Consider the following 24,353-nt stretch of genomic DNA (forward strand, 5'->3'; position numbering starts at 1 on the left):
TGTCAGAACTGGCGAGGCCGCCAGGCTTGCTCGCTCAGAATGCGACCTGTGTCCGCATGGCGAACGCATCGAACTTGGCGCCGGCATCGCCGAAGTTGGTGGGACTAATCTGCCTGGTGATGTTGCCGTGCAGATAGTCGAACATAAACCGGACGTTGCGGTTGACGTACCAGTTCAGCGCCAGCGTATAGATCGTCTGCCGCCCGCCGGCGATGCCGTTCGCAAAGCCGAGCCGATCGTTGAGATCGATGGTGCTGTAACGACCAGCAATCTCCCACGCGCCCCAGCCGCCGCCGGCCAAGGAGAACGGATTTGCCGGCGCAATGCCGCCGTAAGAGGCGCTGCCTGCATTGTAGCGCCGGGTTTCGCCGGTCAGGACATAGGCTGCCTCGGCATAGCCGCCCTGGAATTTCAGGCTGGGCAGCGGGGCGAACGCATTACGGTCGACATTGAACCAGAAATATTCTCCCTGGAAGAACAGCGGCCCATACGTCGCGGCCGCTTCGGCGCTGTAGACTTGGGCGCCGGATACGCCTGCGATCGCACCCGTCGAGACCAGCGTGGTCGGGTCGATGCGCAATTCCGGGCGGTCACTCAAGGTCAGCGTTTGCGTCCCCGCGATCAGATTGTGCGGCGGCTGCAGCAGCCATTGAGCGTCGCCGCCTATGTGCAGCGAGTAGTCGTTGCCGCTGACAACTTGTCCGGCGACGCGGGCGACGGTGCCGTATTGTTCGGTGGTGCCGGGAGGGTTGATGCTGGAGGCAGAGTGAATGGCTCCCATGGCGGGCCCCGTCACATAGGCGCCAGCCCAGAACCTGTCGGTGTACCAGCGCGCGCCGAAGGTGGAACGGAAGTCGCCGGCTGCGATGTTGGTGGCGGTAATACCGGAAGCGGCGCGCTCCATGAACGGGATGTCGTTCGAGCTCGACGCCTCATCCAGCGTGTAGGGCAAGTCCATCACGCCGCCTTCGATCGCGAGCCTGCCGCCAAACGGCTTGAAACCCGTGTAGCTGAGGTAGGCGTTTTCAATGCCCGACAAGGCTCCACCCGGAAGAAATCCGACCGCCGTTCCGCCGACGCTGGCCGTGCTGGCAAAACCGTCCGAAGCCCCGCCGAAGTCGTAGATCAGCGCGTAATCCCAGTCGCTCATGAATTTGCCGATTACGCCGATCCGCGCACGACGGACGTTGACGCCATCATCGAGGCGTTGCGGAACGGTCGCCGCGGTATTGGGCCGGTAATCGTAGCCGCCACCATCGAAGTGCACCCGGCTGGTGATCGCAACGCAATTCTGACCGTCGTCGGTGCAGATGGTTGGCCGGTTGTTCGGCATTGTCACGACCGCGCCGGAAGGCGCGATAGGGCCCTTGACGGGATAGGCGGCATTGGCGCTGGCAACGTTGACCTTGGCATCGGCCTTCGCATTGGCCTTTGCTGCCGCGGCGGTATTGGCGGTCGTCTGCTTCTGCAACGCGTCGAGCTTCTGCTCCATCAGGCGCAGTTGCTGCTTCAAGGCGGCAATCTCGGCGTCGGCTCCGGCAGACTGCGCGCGTGCTTGCGATGTGACCAATGCCCCGATCAGGCTGACAGCGGCCGCTGTAGTCAGTTTTGCTATCGACATGACATCACCCCTTGCTATCCAGTTACGAATTCCGCCGCGCGTTTCGTACGCGAAGGAAGGAAGATGGTCTTTTCGATTGCGCGAAAAGCCATCGCGACAACTTTGCAAATTCCAACCGTTACGCTGAGGCTCACCGGCCGATCGAAACGCCCGGCAAGGCCAAGGATAATCTACGACAGCCTCGCGATGCGGCGAACAGCAAAGCCGGTTCGCAAACCTCACGCGACGAGAAGGTTTCACCATGTGGTATCGGGGCCACAGGGATATGATGCTCGTCATGTGACCATGCACGCTGTCTGAAACGGGTGATTCGAAGGAAGGTGAAATCTCGCCAATCAGGCGTCGGACGCCGGGAGAATGGAAGAAACCGCTCTTCTATTGGCCGGCCGAAGCGTTATATTCCCGGCGGGTTCCCCCTGAGAGGTTTTAGATGCTCAAATACTTTGCTGCTGCGACCACCCTGCTGTGCGTCGGGGCATTGGCGGGCGCGGTCGATCACGCGGCCGGGCAGGACCGGCGCGTGCCGGCCTCACCGGCGGAGGTGAAGCTCTCCTATGCCCCGATCGTGCAGCGCGTGCAGCCGGCGGTGGTCAATGTTTACGCCGCCAAGATGGTGCAGAACCGCAATCCGCTGCTCGACGATCCGATCTTCCGCCGGTTCTTCGGCGTGCCCGGCCAGCAGCCGGAGCAGATGCAGCGGTCGCTGGGTTCAGGCGTGATGGTCGATCCATCGGGTCTCGTCGTGACCAATGTCCACGTCATCGAAGGCGCCGACGAGGTAAAAGTCTCGCTCTCGGACAAGCGTGAATTCGAGGCCTCGATCATCCTCAAGGATCCGCGCAGCGATCTCGCGGTATTGCGGCTCAAGGGCGTGCACGAGCAATTCCCGACGCTCGATTTTGCCAATTCCGACGAGCTGATGGTCGGCGACGTGGTGCTGGCGATCGGCAATCCCTTCGGCGTCGGGCAGACCGTGACCCACGGCATCATTTCGGCGCTGGCGCGCACGCAAGTCGGCATCACCGACTACCAGTTCTTCATCCAGACCGATGCCGCGATCAACCCCGGCAATTCCGGCGGCGCGCTGGTCGACATGACCGGCAAGCTCGCCGGCATCAACACCGCGATCTTCTCGCGCTCCGGCGGATCGCAAGGCATCGGCTTTGCGATCCCCGCCAACATGGTGCGCGTGGTCGTGGCTTCCGCGAAAAGCGGCGGCAAGGCGGTGAAGCGGCCATGGCTCGGCGCGCGCCTGCAGGCGGTGACGCCGGAGATCGCCGAGACCTTGGGGCTTCGGCTGCCGAGCGGCGCGCTGGTCTCGAGCGTCGTCGCCAACAGCCCGGCGGCCCGCGCCGGCCTAAAACTGTCCGACCTGATCGTCGCGATCGACGGGCAGACGGTCGACGACCCCAACGCGTTCGACTACCGGTTTGCGACGCGTCCGCTCGGCGGCACCTCGCAGATCGACGTGCAGCGCGCCGGCAAGGCGATCAAGCTCGCGGTGCCGCTCGAGACCGCGCCCGATGCCGGACGCAATGAAATCGCGCTGACGACGCGCTCGCCGTTCCAGGGCGCCACCGTCGCCAACATCTCGCCCGCGGTTGCCGACGAGCTGCATCTGGATGCGGACACCGAAGGCGTCGTGGTCACCGAGTTGGGCGACGACACCACGGCCGCCAATGTCGGGTTCCAGAAGGGTGATATCATCCTGGCGGTCAACCACCAGAAAATCGCCAAGACCAGCGATCTCGAAAAGGCGACGCGGGATTCCTCAAGGCTCTGGCGAATCACGCTGGTGCGCGGCGGCCAGCAGATCAACGTCACGCTCGGCGGATGAGCCCGAAGCGACCACGCGAGGCGCAAAACCTGTTCGCAGCCGCAGGGCTGGAGCAGGACGCGCCGCATCCGCTTCCTGATAAATTGCGCCCGCGCACGTTGTCGGAAGTCGTTGGACAGGATCATATCCTGGGAGCGGACGGCGCGCTGACGCGCATGTTGGCGACGCGGACGCTGGGGTCGCTGATTTTCTGGGGCCCGCCGGGCACCGGCAAAACCACGGTGGCGCGGCTCTTGGCGGACGCCACCGAGCTGCATTTCGAGCAGCTCTCGGCGGTGTTTTCCGGCGTCGCCGACTTGAAGAAGGCGTTCGATGCCGCCCGCGCCCGGCGCGAGATGGGCAAGGGCACGCTCTTGTTCGTCGACGAGGTGCATCGCTTCAACCGTGCGCAGCAGGATTCGTTTCTGCCGGTGATGGAAGACGGCACCGTGGTGCTGGTCGGCGCCACCACCGAAAATCCCTCGTTCGAGCTCAACGCCGCGCTGTTGTCGCGGGCGCGCGTGCTGGTGTTTCATTCGCTGGATGCCGGGGCAATCGAAAAACTGTTTGCCCATGCCGAAAAGATCGAGGGCAAAAAACTGCCGCTCGATGCGGAGGCCCGCGCCGTGCTGGTGCGGATGGCCGATGGCGATGGCCGCGCCGCGCTGACGCTCGCCGAAGAGGTCTGGCGCGCCGCGCGCGAAGGCGAGGTCTTCAATGCCGGGCAATTGCAGGACATCCTGCAGCGCCGCGCGCCGATCTACGACAAATCCGCCGACGGCCACTACAATCTGATCTCGGCGCTGCATAAGTCGGTGCGCGGCTCCGATCCGGATGCGGCGCTATATTATCTCGCGCGCATGATGGACGCCGGCGAAGACCCGCTGTTTCTGGCCCGCCGCGTGGTGCGCATGGCGGTCGAGGACATTGGGCTGGCCGATCCGCAAGCGCTGGTGATCGCCAATGCCGCCAAGGAAGCCTACGACTTCCTTGGCCATCCCGAGGGCGAACTCGCGATCGCCCAAGCTGTGATCTATCTCGCCACCGCGCCCAAATCGAACGCCGCCTATACCGCGTTTGGAGCTGCGATGCGTGTGGCAAAAGAAGCCGGCTCGCTACTGCCGCCAAAGCACATCCTGAACTCGCCGACCGGGTTGATGAAGTCGGAGGGCTATGGCTCCGGCTATGAATACGACCACGACACCCCTGAAGCTTTCTCCGGACAGGACTATTTCCCGGACGCGCTCGGCCATCAGACTTTTTACGATCCGCCCGACCGCGGCTTCGAGCGCGAGATTCGCAAGCGGCTGGATTATTGGGCGAAGCTGCGAAGGGAGCGGAGACCGAAATAGCGTCATAAGCCGCGCTACTTTCCCGTTCTGACAAAATCCAGAATCTGGTCCGTCAGGCGCGTATCCGCGGTGTTGATCGAATACACCTCCGACATGTGGCTGTGCTGCGGCAGGATGAACGCGTGGGCGCAGCCGCTGGCGCTCTTGCAGGTGGCGTCCTTCAGCAGTTCGAATTGCCGCAGGAATACGGGTGGATCCATTTCTGCGGCAACGATCATCAGCGGTATGCTTGTCGTCGCCAGACCGCGCAGCGAAGAATCTTCTGCGTAGCGTGATGGGTCGGCGCCGAAATAAGCGCGTTCGGGATCGCCCAGCTGCATCGCCGCCAGATCGTAGAGACCCGATACCATGATCGCACCGGCAAGGCCGCCGCCTTTCACTTTGTAAAATTCCGGGTGCGATACGTAGCTTGCGACGTGAACGGCGCCGGCGGAATGTCCCATCAGATAGATTCGCGCGGGATCGCCACCGCGCCCGCCGATGTTGTTGGTGACCCATTGCACGGCGGAGCCGATATCTTCCGCGCCGGCCGGCCATTTCGCTTGCGGTGCAAGCCGATAGGTCATGTTGACGCCGACAAAGCCGTTCCTCGCCGCCCACAGCATGATGTTGTCATAGAACGGGCTGCCGCCTTCGCGTCTGTCGCCGGACACGAAGGCGCCACCGTGAACAAACATCAACACCGGGCGTGGCGCTGACGCCGTCTCCGATATGAAAACATCGAGCAGATTGCGGTCGGCCGTGCCGTATTTGACATCGCGCTCGACCTTGACGCCCTGATAGGGTTCTTTTTCCTGCAGTGGCGCGTAGATTTCGGCAGTGTTCTGAAAATCGACGACAGGGCCGATCTCCACCAGCCTCCACGCGATGTCCTCCAACATGGGGCTTTGCTGCGCCCACGCCACGCTCACGAGCATCGCGGCGAGAACGCCCAGGGCCGATTTCAGTGGCGCCATCCGGGGTGCTCCCGTTTGTTTCTTGTCCAATATGGTCGATCCCACGCCCGATTTGTACTGATTTTGCCGTGACGACCAGTTGCTTTTGCGCTACCCAACGGCCTAATTCGGAGCAGCAAGCCACCATGAGCCGTCGCGTCAAGAAACCATTGAAAGCCCGGGGCGATCGCCCGAAGGGCGCGCGTCCGTATCGGGGTTCAAAGGCCGAGCGGCCGCATGCGTATCGTCCGGGTGGCAAGCCGACCGCACGCGCTCAAGCGTCGCGCGCGGAAAAGCCGGCGCCCTTCATCGCGGAGCCCGAAAAGATCGCCGCCGAGCCGCCACCGCTGCCGACAAAAGTGCAGACCGTTGTCGTGACCGCGGACGAGAACAACATGCGCGTCGACCGTTTTCTGGAAGCGCGTTTTCCCGGCCTGTCGTTCTCCCACATCCAGCGCGTCGTCCGCAAAGGCGAATTGCGCGTCAACGGCAAGCGCGCCGATAGCAAGGACCGGCTGGAAGAGGGGCAGAGCGTCCGCATTCCGCCATTAAAACTCGACGCGCCGAAAGCGACAGGTCACCTTTCGGAAGCGGGGGCGAAAACGCTCCAAGCGCTCAAAGAAATGATCCTCTTTGAGGATGCCGACGTCATGGTGCTGAACAAGCCGGCCGGCCTCGCCGTGCAGGGCGGTTCCGGCACCACGCGGCACATCGATCAGATGCTGGAAGTGATGCGCGATGCCAAGGGCCAAAAGCCGCGGCTGGTTCACCGGCTCGACAAGGAGACCGCAGGCTGTCTGCTGGTGGCAAAAACGCGGTTCGCCGCGACCGCGTTGACCGGATCGTTCCGCCATCGCTCCGCGCGCAAGATCTATTGGGCGCTGGTCGCCGGCGTGCCGAAGCCGAAGCAGGGCAGGATCTCGACCTATCTGGCCAAGGAGGAGGGCGAGGAAGACACCATCATGCGCATCGCAGCCCATGGCGACGAGGGCGCGAGCCACGCCGTGACCTATTATGCCGTGGTCGAAACCTCGGCACAAAAACTTGCCTGGGTGTCGCTGAAACCGGTCACCGGGCGAACGCATCAATTGCGCGCCCATATGGCGCATATCGATCACGCGATCGTGGGCGATCCCAAATATTTCAACAAGGAAAATTGGCAACTTCCGGGCGGCCTGCAGAACCGGCTGCATCTGTTGGCGCGCCGGATCGTGATTCCGCATCCGCGCGGCGGGTTTATCGACGCGACCGCGCCGCTGCCGGCGCATATGTTGCAATCATGGAACCTGCTGGGGCTGGAGGCCGACAGGTTCGACCCGATCGAGAACGCGCCTGAAGAATAGTTTAGCTTGCGGTTTGTTGGGGGCATCACGACATAAGCCTCATGAGACTTTCATCGATCATCATCTGCACACTTGTCGCGGCGCTGCTTTCCGGCGGTGTCGCCTCGGCGCAATTACTTCCCCCCGGCACTTCGCCACTCAGTGCGCCGCTGCCTCCTCCGTTGCCGCAACCGAAGATCGCGCCGCCGGTGATCCCGCAGATGGACGCGCCGGTGCGCCAGAACTATGCGCCGGCGCCGCGTCCTTCCTTCAGCGACCGGATCAGCACCTGTCTCGATCAAGCCGCGGCGAGTGGGTTTAACCAGAGCGACCGCGCGACGTATTCGCGCTCCTGCGCCAATCAGTGATCGCGGCCCCGGTATTGCGCCAGAAACATCCGCAATGAATCGTGCGGACTCTCGACGTCCGCAATCACCCAGCCGTCGGGGCCGTTCACCAGGATAAAATTCAGCGTGACGGCGAGGCCATGATTGTCGAAGGCTACGCCGACATAGGTCTTGTCGAATTGCTTGCGCAGGATCGAGATCGAGATCGCGCCGAGTTTCCAGGTCGGGCTCTGGACCAAGAAGTCATACGGCTGGTCTTTTGAAGACGTCCATGCCGCTTGCAAACTCGGATCGAAGAACTTGTGTGCGGTGGCGGCATCGCGCGGCAGTCCGCTCGAGAGCTCGGACGAGCGGTCGCCGTAATAGGCATAGACGTTCCTGACCAGCGATTCCGGCGAGCGGAATCCACCCCAGGCGGTCGCGGCACCGAGAACCGCAAGTACCGTCAGAAAAGCCCCAAAAATCCTTGCCATCGCGGCTCGCTTTATTTGCGTCCATCCTTATCATATTGTTGCGCGGGACATACCGTGGGCAACGGAAGCCGAAAAACCTCCAAAGAACCTGAATGCGTGAACTGTTCGACGAAGCATCCGGAAAATCGCCGCTCGATCCGGAGGAGGCGGTGCGGCGCACGATGCGCAGCCCGCGCCGGAAGCGGTTTTATGCCAAGGCCGGCGTCGTTGACGCGCCGGACGGCTTTGCGATTACCCTCGACGACAAGCCGATCCGCGCGCCGTCCGGGCGCCCGTTAGTCGCGCCGGTCAGGGCGATTGCCGACGCCATCGTCGCCGAATGGGATGCGCAGCCGGAACTGATCAATCCCCTGACAATGCCGATGACGCGATTTGCCAACAGTGTCGTCGATGCCGTGGTCGACCGGGTCGATGCCGTCAAAGAGGACATTGCGAAATATTTTCAGTCGGATCTGTTGTTCTATCGCGCCGGGCATCCCGACGGGTTGGTCGCGCGTGAGGCAGCGCTTTGGGATCCGCCATTGTTCTGGGCGGCGGAGGCGCTCGGCGCGCATTTCATTCTCGCCGAAGGCATCGTGCATGTCCGTCAGCCCGAGACGGCCGTGGCCGCGGCGCGCGCGGCGCTACCCGATGACCCCTGGAGAGTGGCGGCGCTGCACGTGATCACGACACTGACGGGCTCGGCGCTATTGGCCTTGGCGCTCTTGCGCGGTGTGCTCGATGCCGATCAGGTCTGGGCCGCCGCCCATGTCGATGAGGACTGGAACATCAAGAAATGGGGCGTGGATGAAGAGGTCGCGGCGCGCCGCGCCGCCCGGCTGGTCGATTTCCAGGCCGCGGCGACCATTCTCAGGTCGGTTAATCCGTAGCGGATGATCCGCCAAAGTGTGAGCGATTTGGCGATAAGATCATGCGCTAATTGATATTTTAGAGCGCGATCAGCAAAACCTCTTGCCGTTTTGCTGATCGCGCTCTCCGGTTAACGAGAGGTTTACGACGCTGCGCTAGCTTTCGCGGACCCAGCGAGAGCTCTCGATGACGATATCCGTCAATCCAACCGTTCCGGTCGTCGCCGCGCAAAGCGTGGCGTCCGATCTCGTGCTGCAGCCGGGAACCGTGGTCGACGCCGAGGTCCTGAAAGTTCTCTCCGACAATCTGGTGCGGATCGCGATCTCCAGTCTTGCGATCGATGTGCTCTCTGAAGTGCCGCTTCAAGCCGGCCAGTCCCTGCAGCTTGCGGTATCGCAGACAGCCGATGGCATCCGGCTTGCGGTGGTCGGACCGGATGCGGCGGCCGGCGCGCCGGCTGATGCCGTCACCCTGACGCCCGATGCGCCCGTCACTGCCGCGACGGCCAGTCCGCCCGCGGGTGCTGCGCCTACGGCGAATGCGCTGACGCCGCTCGAGCGGGCGGCCGTCTCGGCGGCGGCCGCGGGCGCGGCCACCCAGCAGGACAGCCTGGCGCCGCTGTTTGCCAACCTCGGCGTTGCCGCCACGTCGAACGGCCTGCCGCCAAAACTGCAACAGGCGGTGCTGCAGGTCTTGGCGCAGCGTACGAGCCTCGATCCAGGCTTGACCGGCAACGACGTCAAGAACGCCTTCCAGAAATCCGGGATTTTGCTCGAGGCCTCGCTTGCCGCGGGTTCGGTTCCGCCGCAGGGCAGTGTCCCCGATCTGAAGGCGGCGCTGATCGTGCTGCGCCAGACTCTGTTGTCATCGCTCGGCACAGGCGATGGCACCGCCGCGGCGGCGACGGTCGCGCCGTCGCCCGCTACGCCGGCGGCCGCCGGCGCTTCAGCCGCGGATGCCGCCTCTCTGCAACACGGCACGGCGACATCCACGCCGTCGCCATCGCTGTCTCCCGAGATCGCGGCGCAGGAGATTCTTCTGCCGCAGTCGCGCGTAGCCGTCACCGGTGATCCCCTCGCGTCTGGGAGCCCGGTCCGGATCGTGCTCCCTGAAACACTGCTCAACGCCGGGTCGCGCACGATGACGGCGGGCACGGTGTTGAACCTGTTGCAGGAGACGTTGCAGGCAAGGCCGCTTGTCGCAGGCAGCACCAACTTGCCGGCAACGGCGACAGCGCTGGCCGGACGCAACGACGACGTCACCGTTCATACCAACACGCCGCCGCCGCCGTTTCGCGGCGCGCTGCCCTCGGCGCAGCCGATCGCCACGCCGTCGATCACAGCCAATGCGCCGCTTGCCGCAAACACGCATCATCTGCTCGCCGATACCGACGCCGCCATTGCGCGCCAGACCCTGCTGCAGGTCGCCTCGCTGCCGGATCGTGTCGATGCCGCAGGCCCGCGGCTCGATCCGGCGACGCCGCGATGGAATTTCGAGATTCCGTTTGTGACGTCGCAGGGCACGGCGATGGCGCAGTTCGAGATTTCGCGCGACGGTGCTGGTAACGAGGTCGAAGCCGCCAAACGGGTCTGGCGGGCGCGGTTCTCGCTCGACGTCGAACCGGCCGGCCCCGTTCATGCGCTGGTGTCGCTGAGCGGCGAGCGGACGTCGGTGCGGATGTGGGCGGAACGGCCCGCGACCGTGGCGCAACTGCGCGCCGGGGCCGCACAATTGAGCCAGGCGCTGACCAAGGCCGAGCTCAAGCCCGGCGACATCGTGATCCGGGACGGCACGCCGCCGCAAGCTGCACCGGCGCGCGCCGGGCATTTTCTGGATCGGGCGCTATGAGCGTGGAGACGCGAAACCAGCTTGCGGTCGCGCTGCATTATGACAAGACCGGCGCGCCGCGGGTGGTCGCCAAGGGCAAGGGCACGATCGGTCAGAAGATCATCGAGGTCGCCAAAGCCCACGACATCCCGATCGAAGAGAACGAAATGCTGGCCGGCGCGCTCTCCAATGTCGAACTCGGCGATGAAATCCCTGCCGAACTCTACAAGGCGGTCGCCGAAGTCCTGATTTTTGTGCTGCGGCTTTCGGGGCGCGTTCGCTAGGCTTTTTCGATTGGCAGCTTCGGATTGTCATCGTTTTACCACGATGTCGTCAGCATCGTCGCCGCCGTTCGTTTCACCATATCGGATGAGCCATGATCAATCGCCGCCATGCGCTCGGCCTCCTGGCCGCCGCGAGCTTCCTGCCAACGCGCGGTTTTGCCGACGTCGCGCCCCAGCGCAGCGAGATACACGACGACCTCGCCAAGCACTTTCTTAGCGAAGGCACGGTCGGCACCTTCCTCGGTTACAAGGTCGACGATTACCTCATCATCGCAAGCGACAAAAATCGTTCCGGCGAGGCGAGGCTGCCGGCTTCGACCTACAAGATCCCGAACTCGCTGATTGCGCTGGAAACCGGCGTGGTCGAGGACCCCGACAAGGACGTCTTCAAATGGGACGGCGTAAAGCGCAGCATCGAGGCCTGGAATCGCGACCACACCATGCGCACGGCGATCGCGGCTTCCGCCGTGCCGGTCTATCAGGAGATCGCCCGGCGCATCGGCCAAGAGCGGATGCAGAAATATGTCGATCTGTTCGAGTACGGCAATCGCAACATCGGCGGCGGCATCGATCAGTTCTGGCTGACGGGAGATTTGCGCATCGACCCGGTGCAGCAGGTCGATTTTGTCGACCGGCTGCGCCGCGGTGTGCTGCCGATCTCGAAGCGCAGCCAGGACCTGGTGCGCGACATCCTGCCGGTGACCAAGGTCGGCGATGCCACGATCAGGGCCAAGAGCGGTCTGCTCGGCGCCGAAATCGGCAAGCCTTCGCTCGGCTGGATGGTGGGCTGGGCCGAAAAGGGCGACGCGCGCACCGTGTTCGCGCTCAATATGGACGTGCTCGAGCCGCGCCATATCCCGCTGCGCATGACGCTGACGCAGCAGTGCCTGACCGATATCGGCGCGCTCTAGCTAGCCCAGCTCGTAGGGCGGATTAGCGATAGCGTAATCCGCCGTTACGCCGGCCGAGATGGCGGATTACGCCGGAGCCTGTCATCGGGCCGCGCTTTGCGCGGACCCGTTGGGCTAATCCGCCCTACGAACTACCCCAATTTGAACAACGCCTGCAGAAACTCGACCACCGCCTTGCGCGCCTGTTCGGCGGTTGTGGGATTGCCGCCGACATGCGGGTTGAGCTCGACGCAGGAATCCCTGTAGTTGAACGGCGTTTCGGTATCGGCGTTCAGCAGCACGCCGCCGTCGGCTTCCCGGATATGGCAGTGGCGCACGGTCTGAGCGTTCGTTGAAACCGTCACGGTGTCGTTGCCCACGAGACCGATGTCAAAACCATGCGCCGAGTCCGGGTATTCAGTCAGCACCACGTCGCGCTTGGCCTCCTGAAGCCGCGCGACATAGGCTTTGCAGCTCGCAACCGGGTTATAGTCGTCGGGGGCGCCGTGAAAGATGCGGATCGGACGGGCGGCGACCTCGGTATCGGTCAAATAGGTCATGGAGCAATCCGGATAGAATGGAATGTAGCCGGCGAACTCGACGCCGGATTTATTCCAGAGCTTGTTGAATCGCGTCAAGCTCGCGTAAAGCGCGGCCTGTCCGCCGCGCGAAAATCCCATCAACACGATCCGGTCTGGATCGACGCGCGGGTGTTTTGCCAGGATGTCGAGCGCGCGATAGATATCGAGGACGAAGTTGAGGCGGCCGAGCATCGCCTGGTTGGTGCTCACTGCCGTCAATCCGCGGCCGCTAAAGCCGTCGATCACAAATGTCGAAATCCCCATCCGGTTGAATTGATTTACCCAGGCCTCGATGTTGGCGCCGACGCCGCCCGATCCATGCATCAGCACGACGACGGGGAGGCGGCCGGATCCCTGCGCGATGCGAAATTCGCCGGCGACACTGGCCGGTTTGCCGTCGGCGTCGCCTAACAGGAATTGCCGGTCCGAGATGGTCAGCGAGGGGATTGAATAGAGTTCGACGCGCGAGGCAATTTCCTTCGGCATCGATTGCGCGTTGGTCTCGATCCCCGCCAGCAGAATGGCGGTGCAGAAAATCCAGGCCGCAATCGCCGCACCCATCCATGTCCGCATCGTTTCCCCCGATCGTGATTCGCCGCTGGCGGCGCTGCGCGGGAATAGAACAAGTGCCGGATAGGGTGTCAATTTGGCTTTATGCGCCCTTACCGATGCGGCCGAGATGGGTGAAGCCAAATCCGGCCGAGTATTTCAGGCCGTAACCGAGCGCGCGATCGATGCCGATATGCGCCATCCAGATCAGCGCGATGGAAAGCCAAAGCGGGGAGACCAGCGCAAATGACAGGGTCATCAGCGTTACCGGTGCCATATAGCTGTGGGCGGCATTATAGACGATGGCGCCGGTCCTGGAGTCGGCCAGATAGGCCGCAAAACTCAGATCGGGCACCAGAAACAGTATGAAATAGATCCACCACGAGCCGCCCCAGACCGCATAAAGCAGCGTCATGCCCAAAAACAGCGTCAGCCCCTCCAGCCGGAGCAGGGTTCGCACGCCGCCGGTGACGGTGCCTGTGGTCTCCTGGGTTGTGGTATCGGTCATGGCGTCGCCTCCGTTGAGGCGCCGGATATAACGTGCGGCGGGCAGGGCTGCCAGATGCCCCGATGGACGTTTCCAGCCGGGAAAAGGCCTGTTAGAACCCGTCCAAATCTAACCCAGATACGGGCGGGAGCAGATGAAAGAAATCCTGGATATCCTCGAGGAACGGCGCGCCGGAGCAAAGCTCGGCGGCGGCGAGAAGCGCATCGAGGCGCAGCACGCCCGCGGCAAATTGACCGCGCGGGAGCGCATCGAGCTTCTGCTCGACAAGGGCTCGTTCGAGGAATTCGACATGTTCGTCGAGCACCGCTCGACCGAGTTCGGCATGGAAAAGACAAAGGTGCCGGGCGACGGCGTCGTCACCGGCTGGGGCACCGTCAACGGCCGCAAGACCTTTGTGTTCGCCAAGGATTTTACCGTGTTCGGCGGCTCGCTGTCGGAAACCCACGCGCAAAAAATCGTAAAAATCCAGGACATGGCGATGAAGGCGAGGGCGCCGATCATCGGGCTTTATGACGCCGGCGGCGCGCGCATCCAGGAAGGCGTAGCAGCGCTTGCCGGCTATTCCTATGTGTTCCGCCGCAACGTCATTGCATCCGGCGTGATCCCGCAGATCTCGGTCATCATGGGTCCCTGCGCCGGCGGTGACGTTTACTCTCCGGCGATGACCGATTTTATCTTCATGGTGAAGAACACGAGCTACATGTTCGTCACCGGGCCCGACGTGGTCAAGACCGTCACCAACGAGGTCGTCACCGCCGAAGAGCTCGGCGGCGCGTCCGTGCATGCCACGCGCTCCTCGATCGCCGACGGCGCGTTCGAGAACGACGTCGAGACGCTGTTGCAGATGCGCCGGCTGATCGATTTCCTGCCCTCAAACAACACCGACGGCGTGCCGGAGTGGCCGAGCTTTGACGATATCGGCCGCGTCGACATGTCGTTGGACACGCTGATCCCCGATCATCCGAACAAGCCCTACGACATGAAGGAACTGATCCTGAAGGTCGTCGACGAGGGCGACTTTTTCGAAATTTCCGAGGCGTTTGCGAAAAACATCGTCACCGGCTTCGGCCGCATCGCCGGCCGCACGGTCGGTTTTGTCGCCAACCAGCCGATGGTGCTGGCGGGCGTGCTTGACTCCGATGCCTCGCGCAAGGCGGCGCGCTTTGTCCGCTTTTGCGATGCTTTCAATATTCCGATTGTCACGTTCGTCGACGTACCAGGCTTCCTGCCGGGCACCGCGCAGGAATATGGCGGGCTGATAAAACACGGCGCCAAATTGTTGTTCGCCTATTCGCAATGCACGGTGCCGCTGGTCACGGTGATCACGCGAAAAGCCTATGGCGGCGCGTTCGACGTGATGGCGTCAAAGGAAATCGGCGCCGACATGAACTACGCCTGGCCGACCGCGCAGATCGCTGTCATGGGCGCCAAGGGCGCGGTCGAGATCATTTTCCGGAGCGATATCGGCGACACCGACGCCATCGCCGCACGCACCAAGGAATATGAAGACCGCTTCCTGTCCCCCTTCATCGCCGCCGAGCGCGGCTATATCGACGACGTCATCATGCCGCACTCGACCCGGCGACGGATCGCCCGGGCGCTGGCGATGCTCAGGGATAAGCAGGTCGAGATGCCGATGAAGAAGCATGATAATTTGCCGTTGTGACGAGCGATGGGGCGAAAACGCATGAGCTTCAGCGTGCGGATGCGCCTTGTGGTACGGCTTGTTTTGTTGCTGCCGCTCGTCGGTGCGATTGTTTCCCCGGCGATGGCCGCCGGCGCGCCGGCCCAACAGATGGTCATCATCGACACCGACATCGGCGACGATTTTGACGACGCGTTGGCGGTGGGACTGGCGCTATCGAGCCCGGAGCTGAAAATTCTCGGCATCACCTCGGCCTGGGGCGATACGGCCTTGCGCGCGCGAATGCTCGACCGTCTGCTGTGCGATGTCGGCCGCACCGATATTCCGGTCGCGGTTGGTATCGAGAAGCACGCACCAGGCCAGGCGGCGTTCACGCAAGCCCGCTGGGCAGCCCGCCAACCAGCCAGGACACATCAGGCCGCCGTCGATTTCATGCTGGAGCAGATTCGCCGATATCCGGGAGAGATCACGTTGATCGGCATCGCGCCGTTGACCAATTTGGGCGCGGCGATCGAACGCGATCCCGCCACCTTCAAGAAATTGAAGCGGATCGTGATCATGGGCGGCTCGATCCATCGCGGTTACGGCGATGTTTATGCGCCCAACAACCGGCCCGATGCGGAATACAACATCGCCATGGATGCGGTCGCGGCCAAACAGGTCTTCAACTCCGGCGTGCCACTCTATGTGATGCCGCTCGACGCCACCCAACATAAACTGGATGAGGTGAAGCGGCAGCTCCTCTTCACCGAAAGCACGAACCTGACGGACGATCTGTCGCTATTGTACCTGCAATGGGTCGCAGGGTTCCATCAGCAGACGCCGACTTTGTACGACGATGTCGCGGTGGCCTATGCGATCGATCCCGCCCTGTGCCCGGTCTCGCCCATGAGGATCGAGGTGGACGACAAGGGTTTTACGCGCCCGGTGCCGGGAGCGGCGAACAGTTTCGTCTGCCTCAGCTCCGATTCCGACAAGTTTTTCAATTTCTACATGGCGCGCTTGATGCAACAGAGACTTGCCGGCTCGTGCCCCAGGTGAGCGCGGGACGGGAGATGAATGGCCGGGTGAAGCCCGGCCACGACGGGCTCACACCATCGACAGCGCGGCCCTCCGGCATTTCGTCACCCGGTTGATCAGGCCTTTCTGAAATCTCGGGACCTTGAACGCTTTAGTCTTCTTGATGAAGGCCATGCGATCGTCGCAGATAGCGTTGATCGTGGTTTTGGGGTCGGCCTTGTTCGCGGCGGCGGTGGTGACCGGGCCGAGCGAGCCGTCGTCGGCGACGCCGATCGCGCGCTGCAGTGCTGCTACGCCGCGGGTCGGGCCGGAATGGACGCCGAAGTCGAATACCGCGAGATCGATCCCGTCCGGAAGATTGTCGCCATTGACGTTGTCCCAGAATTTCCCGCGATAGATCGGCCCGACCTTTGCCGGCGTCAGCGCCTTCACTTCGGCGATCGTCGCCTGGCGGCCGATGAAGGCCGAAAGCGTCGCCTGGGTGATGCCGAGATTGGTCGGGCCGCCCGGATCCTTGGGATCGTTGGTGAAGCCGCCTTCGAATTGCAGAATGAATTTGAAACATTTATCAAAGTTGGATGCCGCCATAATCAATTCCTCCAAATCTAAACCTGAGGTTGAGTATAGGCGCGGCTTCGTAAAATGCCAGCTTGTACCGCGTCAGCCTTGCTTCCACTTCGCCATCATCTACATTCGGCACAAAAGGGAGCCCCGCGCCATGTCCACGCTGTTCGCGTTCCTCCATCACCTTTGCGCCTTCACGCTGGTGTCGGCGCTCGCGATCGAATTTGCGCTGATCCGCGGGGAACTGACGCTTTCCTCGGCGCGCAGGCTGCAGGTCACCGACCTCGTGCTCGGCATTGCTGCCGGCGCGCTATTGATCATCGGGCTGATGCGGGTGTTCTTTTTCGAGAAGGGCGCGGAATATTATTTCCATAGCCACGCCTTTCTCACCAAGCTCGCGCTCTTTATCGTTGTCGGACTGCTGTCGATCATCCCGACGGTGGAATTCCTGTCATGGCGCGGGGCGCTGAAGGCGGGGCAAGTGCCTTCGATTGACGCGAAGAAACGGCGACGGGTCACGGCCGTGATTCACGGCGAACTGTTTGCCGTCGTCATCATCCTGCTGTGTGCCGCGATCATGGCCCGGGGAGGATGGGTTTAGCGCGCGTCTTGCGCTATCGTCGCGGCCTGAAGAAACCGTGCCGGAGGAAGCCATGCCCGCTGCGTTCTTTGTCGTTCGAGCCACCGTTTCCGATTCCACCAGGCGCAGGGCGTTCGATGCCTGGTATCAAAATGAACATCTGCCGGACGCGGCAAAATCGTTCGGCGTGAAAAAGGCGTGGCGGTTCTGGAGCCTCAGCGACCCCGCCATTCACCAGGCGACCTACCAGTTCGCCGACGAAACCTCGCTCGACCGTGCGATGAACGGTGAGGACCTCAAACGGCTGGTCGCCGATTTCAATCGGGACTGGCCCGATGTGACGCGCACGCGCGAGATGTTCGTGCTGGCCGAAGAGTTCGGCGCGGGGTGATTATTTTGTCGTCCCGGCGTTCTGCGGGGACGATAGAGTTAACGCATGCGCGCGTTGCCAATATTTCCAATATTTAATGTCGCCGGTTCAGCGGCCATTCATATCGACGCGGTCAAACTCTCCTCGCATCACTCGCCGAGATGAGGGGAAGATGTCATGGAGCGCCGCCACTTTCTGAAATTCGCTGTTGGATTTGCCGCGGGCGCTGCCGCGCTAGCCGCGAGTGCCCAGGCCGCGCCGCTGGCGCCCCTGCCGCTTGCCCGAGATGAAAGGCGATCGCCGTCGAACGAAAATCTCCGTTCCGCCGTTACCACCAAGGCCGAAGTCGATCGCCTCCAGCCGCAGGAAGTACGCTGGGGCTGGCACCACCGGCACTGGCATCATCGCCACTGGGGCTGGCGTCACCGTCATTGGGGCTGGCGTCGCCGTCACTGGCGCCGCTGGCACCGCCGTTACTGGTAACGCGTCGTCGCGTTATCGGGCTGCCAAATTGTTGGCGTAAGTTATGAATCCGCCGCGTCGCGGCGAATGATGGGAAGAAAGGAGAAGTCATGAAACTGCTTGCTGCATCTGCGTTAGCTATTGGCCTCAGCCTTGCGGCGATGACCGCATCGCAGGCAATGCCGGTGGCGCCGCTCGATCAATCCGAACACGCCGATATCATCCAAGTCTACGGCGGCTGCGGATGGGGTGGACACCGCGGTCCCTATGGCGGATGCCGTCCGTTGTATAATTGCCCGCCCGGCTGGCATCCCGGACCCGCCGGCCGGCGTTGCTTTAGGAATTGGTAAATTCGAAAGTAGCGGCGGGGACCGCGTCAGCGGTCCCTGCTTGAACGAAGCTTAAATTTATTTGGCAAGTTACTTGGCGAGAAAGCCGAGCATCAGCTCGTTGAATTTCGCGGGCGCCTCGAGAAACACAAGATGCCCGGTATTCGGGATCACTTCGGCGCTTGCGTTTGGCATTTTCGCCGCCAGCGCCTTGGCGAGCTCGGCGTTCTGCCCCATCTTCGGCCGCAGCGCCTCCGGCGCATTGGGCTTGCCCGGCGCATTGTGATCGTCGGCGCCCATGATGAACAGCGTTGGCTCCGTGATCAGCGGGATTTCGTGCGCCACCGGCTCGCGGTAGATCATTTGCCCCGAGGAGACAAACGCGCGCAGCCAGCGCGGATATTCGGACGCGCCCTTGATGTTGAAGCGCGCATCGATGAACGGTGTGATCTGGTCGGGCGGCAGTTTTATCGAATAATTGGTCTCGAGCTGCTTGCGATAGCCCTCGGCGGTCAGTTTGTCTTCGCTCTCCAGAATTTTTTCCGTCGGCGTCGGCGGGACATAAAGCCGGTAATCCTCGAGCCCGATCGGCGCCGCCAGCAGCAAATGCTGGACCCGGTCCGGATAGGCGCGCGCGATCCGCACGCCCAGCATGCCGCCGAGCGAATGCGCGACGATGTCGGCCTTTGCGATCTGTAGATGATCGAGCAGCGCGATCGTGTTCCGCGCCAGTGTGTCGAAATGCAGTTCACCCCAGGGTTTTGAAGATTTGCCGAAACCGACCTGGTCCGGCACCACCACGCGGTAGCCGGCGTCGGTGAGCGTCTTGATCACCGGCGCCCAATAGCTCGACGGAAAATTGCGGCCGTGCAACAGCACCACCGTGCGGCCGTTCGGCTGCGCCGGCGCCACGTCCATATAGGCCATCCGCAGCTGCTCCCCGTCACTAGTAAGCGGCAATAGGTTGACGGGGAAGGGATAGGCAAAACCTTCGAGGCCTATGCCGTAGGGTTCGCGTTGCGTGGTTTCAGCGGCATTGACCGCGATCAATGGCGAGGCGAGCAGGGCGGCAGACAACGCTGTAACAAAACGGTTCATCAGAGCTCCGGAGACATTTTTCCGTCATGCCCGGGCATAGCCGTCCGAAGGACGGCGTCGCTTCCGCTTGCCTATGTCCCGGGCATCCACGTCTTCACTTGCCGGAGATAAAGACGTGGATGGCCGGGTCAAGCCCGGCCATGACGACGGTTGGGACCGCGAAAAGCTAATCCTCGCCGTTGCCGAACAGCGCCGCGAACCGCTTTTCGCCGTTGCGGCTGAAATTGACGACGCGGCTGCCGGGCGTGGGGTCGCGCGCGGCCCATTTCAGTTCAGTGAACCGGCTCATCAAGGCGGCGCCCAGCGTGCCGGCGAGATGATGGCGCCGCTCGCTCCAGTCGAGGCAGGCCTTGCACAGCGGCCGGCGCGGATGGGCGAGGGCGTCAGCGTCGATCTGTAGCGCGGTCGCCATGAAGCGCGCGCCCTCGGCGGTCAGCTTGATGTCGTGCTGCTGCTGCCGGACCAGCTTTTGCCGCTTCATGCTGTCGAGCATCTGGACGCCGAGATCGCCGGCGAGATGATCGTAGCAGACCCGTGCGCGGCGCAACGCCGGATCCTTCGGCCCGGTGCGCACGCGCATGTGGCCGGCCCGCGCGGCAAGACCCGCAAGGCCCTCAAGCACGCCGGCGACATCGGAATCGCTCAGGCGGTAGTAGCGGTGGCGGCCTTGCTTTTCCTGCTCGATCAGCCCGCCGGCTTCGAGTTTTGAAAGATGCGAACTGGCGGTCTGCGGCGTGATGCCGGCCTGGTGCGCAAGTTCGGTCGCGGTCAGCGCGCGGCCGGTCATCAGCGCGGTGAGCATGTTGGCGCGCGCGGGATCGCCGACCAGCGAAGCGACCATGGCGATATCGGGACCTGCTTTCATAGTTCGATGATAACCGAAGCATTGGCGTCGATCAAGCGGGTATTGTTGGGCCCGTCATTGCGAAGAGCCAACGGGTCGCGCGAACGCGCGCCCGATGACAGGCTCCGCGACGAAGCAATCCAGCGTTTGTGCGGCTGTGGATTGCTTCGCTACGCTCGCAATGACGGAAAGTGGAGGTTCCAGTGATTACCGTCTTCATCCGCTACCAGCTCGATCCGTTCAAGCGCGCGATGTTCGAGCAATATGCAAAACGCTGGCTCAGCATCATTCCCCGCTGTGGCGGCGACCTGATCGGCTATTGGATGCCGCATGAGGGCACCAACAACATCGCGTTCGCTCTGATTTCCTTCGAAAGTCTCGCGGCCTATGAAAATTATCGCGCGCGGCTTCGCACCGACCAGGAGGGCATGGCCAATTTCAATTTTGCGGAAGAAAACAAATTCATCCTCGCCGAGGAACGGACGTTTTTGCGCAAGGTGGTCGCATAACAGCGACCCGCGCTCTGGCGGGAAACGTGCCGCATCGCTATCCTTTGCACGCAGAGACAACGAGAACAAAAGGGAGAAACCATGCCGGTAACATCAGCGGACAAGCGCGCCACCTTTCGCAAGATGCATGAGACGGGATGCTTCGTGCTGCCCAACCCCTTCGATGTCGGCAGCGCCAAGGCGCTGCAGCATCTGGGCTTCAAGGCGATTGCGTCCTCAAGCGCGGGCTTTGCGTGGACAATCGGAAAGGCCGACAACCGCGTCACGCTGGAGGAGGTGCTGGCGCATCTCACCGCGCTCTGCGATGCGGTTGATCTGCCGGTCAACGCGGATTTCGAGGGCGGTTTTGCCAGTGAGGCGGAGAAGGTCGCCGCCAATGTCGCGCGCGCGGTCAAGACCGGCGTTGCCGGTCTGTCGATCGAGGATTCCACCGGAGATGCCGCAAAGCCGCTTTACGAGCGCGGGCATGCGATCGAGCGCATCAAGGCGGCGCGTGCCGCCATCGATGCCGACAACAGCGGCGTCGTGCTGGTCGGCCGTTGCGAAGGTTTCCTGGTCGGGCAGGCCGACCTGACCATGGTGATCGACCGGCTCAACGCCTATGCCGACGCTGGTGCTGATTGCCTCTATGCGCCCGGCATCCGCGCCAAGGAGCAGATCGCCGAAGTCGTCAAGGCCGTGCACCCCAAACCGTTCAATCTTCTGCTTGGCTCGCCCGGCTTGAGCGTCGCAGAAGCCGCCGACCTCGGCGTCCGCCGCATCAGTGTCGGCGGCGCATTGGCGCGCGCCGCCTGGGGCGGGTTTATGCGCGCGGCGCGGGAGATCGCGGAGAAGGGGACGTTTGCCGAACTGGGCAATGGCTATCCCGGCGGCGAGTTGAACAAGATGTTCAGCTGAGGTGCAGCAGAAGAAGCCGCAGCGGGCGGAGCGCTTGCCCGCTGCGTTGCTATTCGATTTTGCCTGCCGCTACTTGGCTGGCGCGTTATTGGCCGGCGGATTGGCGGGCCGGTTCATCTGCGCCGGCGCCGTTGGCGGCGACGTCTGCGGCTGAGCCGGGGCTTGGCCCGTCGTCACGCCCTGATCGGTGTTGGCGCGCGGGGTGACGTCGCGCATGCCCGGCGGGGCTGCGGGCGGCGATGAGGGCGTGTTCTGCGCCGTCGAAGGCGTCCCTGCCTGATGGACCGACGAGTTATTCAGGCCGTAGAAAACCGCGCCAAGCGCCACCGCGATGGCAATCCCGAACAGCGCGACCCTGCCGCCGCTGGCGCGGCCCTCGGCGAGTTCGGGATCGGGCTGTAACTCATTATCGACGCGGGCCGCGCGGCGATATTCATCATCGGCGCGATTGGCGCGATAGGGATCGCTGGCGCGATAAGGATCGTCCGGATTGTAGGCCATGGATGTTTCCTCCGTTAGCGTAGTGCTCAATCGCCGACGTTGGCCGAGGTTCCGGGAACCGCGTTCCATCGGGCCGTTTTTCGGTCTGTTCAGAATGGAACCCGCAACGTAAGTTCGAAAAAACTCCCCGAGGTTTGCGATGTGGGCCTTGCCGCCGACCGATACCGTCCTGCAGGTGCTGTCGCTGGTGGCGCTCGCGGCGCAGGCGATGAGCGCGGCGCTTGCTGCGGGAAGGCGCCGCATGGATTGGGTCGGCGTATGCTTCCTTGGCTGCATTACCGCGCTTGGCGGGGGAACGATCAGGGATGTCCTGCTCGGGCACTATCCACTGCTGTGGGTGGAAAACCCGTTCTATCTCGCGCTGACGGCAGGTAGCGCCTTCGCGACCATCCTGATTGCCCGCGCGGTGCATCGGCTGAGCGTGGCGTTTCTCGTCCTCGACGCGATCGGGCTCGTGGTATTCACCATGGCCGGATGCGACGTCGCCTGGCAGGTCAACGCGTCATTGCCGATCGTGATCGTGTCCGGAATGATCACCGGATGCGCCGGAGGGGTGCTGCGCGATATCCTCTGCAACGACGTGCCGTTGTTGTTTCGCTCCGAGCTTTACGCCAGCGTCTCTGTCGTCACCGGACTTTTTTACGCCACGGCCTTCGGCCTGAAATTGACTGACGACGTCTGGACGGTCCTGACTTTTGTGCTGGGCCTGTCGTTTCGCCTGCTAGCGATCCGCTATAAATGGGAAATGCCGAAATTCGTGTTTAACGAAGATCGCAAGTGACGTTCACCGCCGCGCTTTCTTAACCTCCGCCGGCGTCACCAGCGGTGCGGCGTTGCCCCACGAATTCCTGACGTAGTTCGTGACATCCGCAATCTGCTGGTCCGACAAATCTTTGGCGTACGGCGGCATCGATCCGGTATTGGGTGCGCGCGACGTCGTCACGGTCTGGGCGCCATCGAGCATGATACGGAGCGTGCTTGCGGGGTCGTTCGCCTGCAGATTGGCGTTGCCGGGCAATGGCGGATAAATCCTCGGCGCGCCCGAGCCGTCCGCTTCATGGCAGGCGATGCAGAGATGGTCGTAGATGGCCTTTCCGGCCGCCATCTCCGACTGCGGTGGCGCTGTGACCGCCGGCTCCGATGCGCCCGGTGGAAGATCCTTCAGGTAAACCGCGATGGCGCGGACATCGGCGTCGCTCATTTTCGAGGTCGAATTGGCCACGACTTCCGCCATTAACCCGCCGGCATGGCTTTTGGTGTTGCGGCCGCTCGCAAGGTACTCGGCGATGTCATCGACGCTCCATGATTTCAACCCGCTGCGCGCGGCATTATCGAGCCGGGGCGCAAACCAGCCGCCGATCAATCCGCCGCCAAACGCCCGGCCGCGTTTGTCGGCGCCGAAGAAGTTTTTCGGCGTGTGGCAGGCGCCGCAATGCGCGGCGCCAGTGACGAGATAGCCACCGCGATTCCATTCCGCGCTCTTTTGTTGATCCGGCTCGAAGATGCCGGGCCGGAAGAACAGAAAATTCCACAACCGCATCATCACCCGGTAATTCAGCGGCCAGCGCAGTTCCGGCGGCGGCGGGTCGTTGTGAACCGGCGCAAGCGTCGCGAGATAGGCGCGGATCGCCAGGATGTCGTCGCGGGTGAGTTTCGTGAAATTCGGATAGGGGAACGCCGGGTAATAGCGCGAGCCGTCCGGGTCCACGCCGTAGCGCAAAGCACGCGAAAAATCGGCATCGCTCCAGCCGCCGATCCCGGTCTCGTGATCCGGCGTCAGGTTCGGTGAATAAATCCCGCCGAACGGGGTGTCGATGCGCTTTCCCCCGGCGAACGGTTTGGCGGGATCGGCGGTATGGCAGCTCGCGCAATCGCCGGCTTCCGTCAGCGCCTTGCCGTGCGCGATGGTGTCCGCCGAGGGCTCGGCCTGCGCCCCGCCAGCGGCTGACGCGCTGCACAAAAGCACGGCGGCGAGAATCGCCCGCATTCCATCTCGTCCCTGCACCGGATTGTCCCTCCCTGCCGGCACTATTGCGCTAAACCGAGCGGGGAGACCGCCACGTCGTTTCGCGCCGAGCCTGCGGAACGACACAAAGCGAAAAGTGCTACCGGCGTTTGACGCATGAAATTGCGATTCCCGGACGCGGGGCTCCATTGCCCAGATTTGTGGTGCGTCCCTC

At 62.9% G+C, this 24,353-nt stretch carries 27 protein-coding genes; 17 read left to right on the forward strand and 10 right to left on the reverse strand.

What is annotated here, in order from left to right:
• Positions 1-34 precede the first annotated feature (34 nt).
• The gene (locus B5526_RS33150; RefSeq protein ID WP_079543897.1) at positions 35-1,621 is read right to left on the reverse strand and encodes an OprO/OprP family phosphate-selective porin; all 1,587 of its coding nucleotides are present in this window, start codon (positions 1,619-1,621) and stop codon (positions 35-37) included.
• Between the two features lie 430 nt (positions 1,622-2,051).
• Between B5526_RS33150 and B5526_RS33155 the strand changes: the two genes are divergently transcribed.
• A complete protein-coding gene (locus tag B5526_RS33155) occupies positions 2,052-3,458 on the forward strand; it encodes a DegQ family serine endoprotease (RefSeq protein WP_079543898.1) in 1,407 nt (468 codons plus the stop codon).
• Positions 3,455-4,789, forward strand: coding sequence for a replication-associated recombination protein A (locus B5526_RS33160; protein WP_079543899.1), 1,335 nt, complete (start codon positions 3,455-3,457; stop codon positions 4,787-4,789). Before B5526_RS33155 ends, B5526_RS33160 begins: the two co-directional genes overlap by 4 nt.
• Before the next feature lie 14 nt (positions 4,790-4,803).
• Here B5526_RS33160 and B5526_RS33165 read toward each other — a convergent pair whose 3' ends face one another.
• Entirely contained in the window at positions 4,804-5,745 is a 942-nt protein-coding gene (locus B5526_RS33165; protein ID WP_079543900.1) for an alpha/beta hydrolase, read from the reverse strand.
• 125 nt (positions 5,746-5,870) lie between these two features.
• Between B5526_RS33165 and B5526_RS33170 the strand changes: the two genes are divergently transcribed.
• On the forward strand, positions 5,871-7,067 hold the full coding sequence (locus tag B5526_RS33170) for an RluA family pseudouridine synthase (RefSeq protein WP_079543901.1): 1,197 nt from the start codon (positions 5,871-5,873) through the stop codon (positions 7,065-7,067).
• Between the two features lie 41 nt (positions 7,068-7,108).
• Positions 7,109-7,414, forward strand: a complete 306-nt coding sequence (locus tag B5526_RS33175) for a hypothetical protein (protein ID WP_079543902.1) — start codon at positions 7,109-7,111, stop codon at positions 7,412-7,414.
• Here B5526_RS33175 and B5526_RS33180 read toward each other — a convergent pair.
• Positions 7,408-7,866: a hypothetical protein gene (locus B5526_RS33180; RefSeq protein ID WP_079543903.1), complete on the reverse strand. Its 459-nt coding sequence runs from the start codon at positions 7,864-7,866 to the stop codon at positions 7,408-7,410. The genes B5526_RS33175 and B5526_RS33180 overlap by 7 nt on opposite strands.
• 92 nt (positions 7,867-7,958) lie before the next feature.
• Between B5526_RS33180 and B5526_RS33185 the strand changes: the two genes are divergently transcribed.
• The 4 genes from B5526_RS33185 (at position 7,959) to B5526_RS33200 (ending at position 11,737) form a co-directional block, all read left to right on the forward strand.
• The gene (locus tag B5526_RS33185) at positions 7,959-8,735 is read left to right on the forward strand and encodes an ATP12 family chaperone protein (protein ID WP_079543904.1); all 777 of its coding nucleotides are present in this window, start codon (positions 7,959-7,961) and stop codon (positions 8,733-8,735) included.
• A 166-nt stretch (positions 8,736-8,901) separates the two neighbouring features.
• Complete coding sequence (locus tag B5526_RS33190; RefSeq protein WP_079543905.1) at positions 8,902-10,563, forward strand: flagellar hook-length control protein FliK; 1,662 nt, start codon at positions 8,902-8,904, stop codon at positions 10,561-10,563.
• Positions 10,560-10,826, forward strand: coding sequence for an EscU/YscU/HrcU family type III secretion system export apparatus switch protein (locus B5526_RS33195; RefSeq protein WP_079543906.1), 267 nt, complete (start codon positions 10,560-10,562; stop codon positions 10,824-10,826). The genes B5526_RS33190 and B5526_RS33195 overlap by 4 nt, the downstream gene beginning before the upstream one ends.
• Before the next feature lie 92 nt (positions 10,827-10,918).
• Positions 10,919-11,737: a penicillin-binding transpeptidase domain-containing protein gene (locus tag B5526_RS33200; protein WP_079543907.1), complete on the forward strand. Its 819-nt coding sequence runs from the start codon at positions 10,919-10,921 to the stop codon at positions 11,735-11,737.
• Positions 11,738-11,868: 131 nt separating this feature from the next.
• Here the strand turns inward: B5526_RS33200 and B5526_RS33205 are convergent, their stop codons facing one another.
• A complete protein-coding gene (locus B5526_RS33205) occupies positions 11,869-12,870 on the reverse strand; it encodes a dienelactone hydrolase family protein (protein ID WP_079543908.1) in 1,002 nt (333 codons plus the stop codon).
• A gap of 79 nt (positions 12,871-12,949) precedes the next feature.
• Positions 12,950-13,354, reverse strand: a complete 405-nt coding sequence (locus B5526_RS33210; RefSeq protein ID WP_079543909.1) for a DUF4260 domain-containing protein — start codon at positions 13,352-13,354, stop codon at positions 12,950-12,952.
• A 133-nt stretch (positions 13,355-13,487) separates the two neighbouring features.
• Between B5526_RS33210 and B5526_RS33215 the strand changes: the two genes are divergently transcribed.
• Both B5526_RS33215 and B5526_RS33220 read left to right on the forward strand, forming a co-directional pair.
• Entirely contained in the window at positions 13,488-15,020 is a 1,533-nt protein-coding gene (locus tag B5526_RS33215) for an acyl-CoA carboxylase subunit beta (protein ID WP_079543910.1), read from the forward strand.
• Between the two features lie 21 nt (positions 15,021-15,041).
• Positions 15,042-16,040, forward strand: a complete 999-nt coding sequence (locus B5526_RS33220; RefSeq protein ID WP_197688389.1) for a nucleoside hydrolase — start codon at positions 15,042-15,044, stop codon at positions 16,038-16,040.
• A 48-nt stretch (positions 16,041-16,088) separates the two neighbouring features.
• On the opposite strand, the gene B5526_RS33225 is transcribed toward B5526_RS33220, so the two are convergent.
• Positions 16,089-16,607 (reverse strand): glycoside hydrolase family 108 protein, encoded by a 519-nt coding sequence (locus B5526_RS33225; protein WP_154071574.1) that lies wholly within the window; start codon positions 16,605-16,607, stop codon positions 16,089-16,091.
• A gap of 130 nt (positions 16,608-16,737) precedes the next feature.
• Between B5526_RS33225 and B5526_RS33230 the strand changes: the two genes are divergently transcribed.
• The 4 genes from B5526_RS33230 to B5526_RS39820 all read left to right on the forward strand — a co-directional run bounded on the left by B5526_RS33230 (position 16,738) and on the right by B5526_RS39820 (position 18,345).
• On the forward strand, positions 16,738-17,184 hold the full coding sequence (locus tag B5526_RS33230) for a DUF2214 family protein (protein WP_079543911.1): 447 nt from the start codon (positions 16,738-16,740) through the stop codon (positions 17,182-17,184).
• A 52-nt stretch (positions 17,185-17,236) separates the two neighbouring features.
• Entirely contained in the window at positions 17,237-17,554 is a 318-nt protein-coding gene (locus tag B5526_RS33235; protein WP_079543912.1) for a hypothetical protein, read from the forward strand.
• Positions 17,555-17,710: 156 nt separating this feature from the next.
• Complete coding sequence (locus tag B5526_RS33240) at positions 17,711-18,016, forward strand: twin-arginine translocation signal domain-containing protein (protein WP_079543913.1); 306 nt, start codon at positions 17,711-17,713, stop codon at positions 18,014-18,016.
• Positions 18,017-18,105: 89 nt separating this feature from the next.
• Positions 18,106-18,345 (forward strand): GCG_CRPN prefix-to-repeats domain-containing protein, encoded by a 240-nt coding sequence (locus tag B5526_RS39820; RefSeq protein WP_079543914.1) that lies wholly within the window; start codon positions 18,106-18,108, stop codon positions 18,343-18,345.
• A gap of 69 nt (positions 18,346-18,414) precedes the next feature.
• Here B5526_RS39820 and B5526_RS33250 read toward each other — a convergent pair whose 3' ends face one another.
• Complete coding sequence (locus tag B5526_RS33250; protein WP_079543915.1) at positions 18,415-19,422, reverse strand: alpha/beta fold hydrolase; 1,008 nt, start codon at positions 19,420-19,422, stop codon at positions 18,415-18,417.
• A gap of 166 nt (positions 19,423-19,588) precedes the next feature.
• Positions 19,589-20,287 carry an ArsR/SmtB family transcription factor gene (locus tag B5526_RS33255; RefSeq protein WP_154071575.1) on the reverse strand — a complete coding sequence of 233 codons (699 nt, stop codon included), beginning with the start codon at positions 20,285-20,287 and terminating at the stop codon, positions 19,589-19,591.
• Between the two features lie 182 nt (positions 20,288-20,469).
• Here B5526_RS33255 and B5526_RS33260 point away from each other — a divergent pair, with 182 nt between their 5' ends.
• Together B5526_RS33260 and B5526_RS33265 are read left to right on the forward strand one after the other, a co-directional pair.
• Positions 20,470-20,775, forward strand: a complete 306-nt coding sequence (locus tag B5526_RS33260) for an NIPSNAP family protein (protein ID WP_283807581.1) — start codon at positions 20,470-20,472, stop codon at positions 20,773-20,775.
• Between the two features lie 81 nt (positions 20,776-20,856).
• On the forward strand, positions 20,857-21,672 hold the full coding sequence (locus B5526_RS33265; RefSeq protein ID WP_079543916.1) for an isocitrate lyase/PEP mutase family protein: 816 nt from the start codon (positions 20,857-20,859) through the stop codon (positions 21,670-21,672).
• 69 nt (positions 21,673-21,741) lie between these two features.
• Here the strand turns inward: B5526_RS33265 and B5526_RS33270 are convergent, their stop codons facing one another.
• Positions 21,742-22,173, reverse strand: coding sequence for a hypothetical protein (locus B5526_RS33270; protein WP_079543917.1), 432 nt, complete (start codon positions 22,171-22,173; stop codon positions 21,742-21,744).
• 139 nt (positions 22,174-22,312) lie between these two features.
• On the opposite strand from B5526_RS33270, the gene B5526_RS33275 reads away from it, so the two are divergent.
• Positions 22,313-22,954 carry a trimeric intracellular cation channel family protein gene (locus B5526_RS33275; RefSeq protein WP_079543918.1) on the forward strand — a complete coding sequence of 214 codons (642 nt, stop codon included), beginning with the start codon at positions 22,313-22,315 and terminating at the stop codon, positions 22,952-22,954.
• A 3-nt stretch (positions 22,955-22,957) separates the two neighbouring features.
• Here B5526_RS33275 and B5526_RS33280 read toward each other — a convergent pair whose 3' ends face one another.
• Positions 22,958-24,160: a cytochrome c gene (locus tag B5526_RS33280; protein WP_079543919.1), complete on the reverse strand. Its 1,203-nt coding sequence runs from the start codon at positions 24,158-24,160 to the stop codon at positions 22,958-22,960.
• Positions 24,161-24,353: the final 193 nt, after the last annotated feature.

It is taken from the genome of Bradyrhizobium lablabi, assembly GCF_900141755.1.
Classification (GTDB): domain Bacteria; phylum Pseudomonadota; class Alphaproteobacteria; order Rhizobiales; family Xanthobacteraceae; genus Bradyrhizobium; species Bradyrhizobium lablabi_A.